This is a genomic window from Aquamicrobium defluvii, from assembly GCF_004363725.1.
GTDB classification, from domain to species: domain Bacteria; phylum Pseudomonadota; class Alphaproteobacteria; order Rhizobiales; family Rhizobiaceae; genus Mesorhizobium; species Mesorhizobium defluvii.
Genome location: NZ_SNZF01000078.1, coordinates 1 through 2,044, shown reverse-complemented (window position 1 = coordinate 2,044; position 2,044 = coordinate 1). Strand labels below are relative to the sequence as shown.

General features: G+C 63.6%; 2 protein-coding genes. Both read right to left on the bottom strand.

The annotated features are described in order from the left end of the window. Window positions 1-412, bottom strand: a 412-nt coding sequence (locus DES43_RS22175; protein WP_166647819.1) for an ATP-binding protein, incomplete at its 3' end; no start/stop codon positions are given. Next, a complete protein-coding gene (gene istA / locus DES43_RS22170; protein ID WP_133676467.1) occupies window positions 402-1,931 on the bottom strand; it encodes an IS21 family transposase in 1,530 nt (509 codons plus the stop codon). The genes DES43_RS22175 and istA, both read right to left, overlap by 11 nt. Window positions 1,932-2,044: the final 113 nt, after the last annotated feature.

Sequence of the window (2,044 nt, the reverse complement as noted above, 5' to 3'; positions counted from 1 at the left end):
AGAAGAAGCGCACACGCTTGCGGTGATGCTCGACCGCCTGCACGCCAAGGGCGGTGGCGACGTGGGTCTTTCCGGTGCCAGGGCCGCCGACAAGCACGACATTGTTGGCATCGCCCATGAACTCGCATCGATGGAGCTGACGCACGAGGGCTTCATTGATCTCGCTGCTGGCGAAGTCGAAGCCTGCCAGGTCGCGATAGACCGGGAAGCGTGCACTCTTGAGCTGATAGGCCACGGATCTGACCTCTCGCTCGGCCATCTCGGCCTTCAGCAGCTGCGACAGGATCGGGATGGCGGCCTCGAAGGCGGGAGAAGCCTGCTCGGTGAGCTCGGCGACGGCCTGCGCCATGCCGTGCATCTTGAGGCTCCGGAGCATGATGACGATGGCGCCGCTGGCGGGATCATGACGCATGACGCACCTCCCGAACCTGGCGCAGCGCATCGTAGCGCTCGACATTGGCCTGTGGCTCCTTGACCAGGCTCAGCGCCTGCGGCGCATCCACGACGGGTGCCGTGATCGGCTTGCCGTCGACCAGCCGATGCAGGAGATTAAGGATATGGACCTTGGTCGGCACGCCAGCCTGCAGGGCCATCTCCACTGCCGTCAGCACGACCTGCTCGTCATGTTGCAGGACAAGCGACAGGATCTCGACCATCTCGCGGTCGCCGCCGGGCTTCCTGAGCAGGTGCTGCTGCAGCCGTTTGAAGGCTTCGGGGAGTTCAGTAAAGGGAGCGCCGTTGCGCAGAGCACCGGGCTTGCGCTGGATGACCGCCAGATAGTGACGCCAGTCGTAGACGGTGCGACCGGGGCCGTCATGCGACCGCTCGATGATGCGGCGGTGCTCGCACACGATCTGCCCCTCCGCGGCAACCACAATCCGCTCCGGATAGACCCGGAGGCTAACCGGCCGGTTGGCAAAGGACGCCGGCACGCTGTAGCGGTTGCGCTCCAAATGGACGAGGCAGGTCGGAGAGACCCGCTTGGTGTATTCGACGAAGCCGTCGAAGAGGCGTGGCATGGGCATCAGGAACCGTGCTTCCTCGGCCCGGATGTCTTCGATCGTGCCGGGTCGGAGGCCATGGGGAATCTGTTGCCACAGCTCCCGACACCGCTGCTCCAGCCAGTCGTTTAGGGCCTCCAGCGATGGAAAGCGCGGCATTGGCTGCCATAGCCGGTGACGCGCATCCTGGACGTTCTTCTCGACCTGTCCCTTCTCCCAGCCCGAAGCCGGATTGCAGAACTCGGTCTCGAACAGATAATGGCTGGCCATGGCCGAGAAGCGGGCATTGACCTGCCGCTCCTTGCCGCGGCCGATCCTGTCGACCGCCGTGCGCATGTTGTCGTAGATCCCGCGCCGGGGAACGCCGCCCAGAACCCGGAAGGCGTGGTTGTGGGCGTCGAACAGCATCTCGTGCGTTTGCAGCGGATAGGCCCGCACGATGAAGGCACGGCTGTAGCTGAGCTTGCAGTGCGCCACCTGAAGTTTGGTGCGCTCGCCGCCGATGACCGCCCAGTCTTCCGACCAGTCGAACTGGAAGGCCTCCCCGGGCTCGAACGCCAGCGGCACGAAGGTGCCGCGCCCGCTCGTTTGCATCTGACGCTGGCGCTCTTCCTTCCAGGCCCGCGCAAAGGCGGCGACACGACCATATGAGCCCTCATAGCCGAGGCTCATCAGATCGGCGTGCAACTGCTTGATCGTGCGCTTCTGCTTGCGCGGCCTGTTTGCTTCCGTCCTCAGCCAGGCAGACAGCCGCTCGGCATAGGCATCAAGCTTGCTCGGCCGCTCCGGCGCCTTGAAGCGGGGCTCGACCTCACCTGATCGCAGGTATTTGCGGATCGTATTCCGCGACAGTCCCGTGCGCCGTGCAATCTCCCGGATCGAATGTCCATCTCGCAGATGCCAGCGTCGGATAACGCTCAGTAACGCCATGTCTATCACTCCAAAGTCCCCTGCAATCAACCAGCAGGGGTGGGTTCAAACATGGGTCACTTCTCAATGGAAAAATCCCTCAATCCCGGGTCAGCTCTCAGCGGAAATCAACA

Excerpts from the sequence above, each read along its gene's own strand:
- istA (WP_133676467.1), bottom strand. The coding sequence starts at position 1,931 with ATGGCGTTACTGAGCGTTATCCGACGCTGGCATCTGCGAGATGGACAT.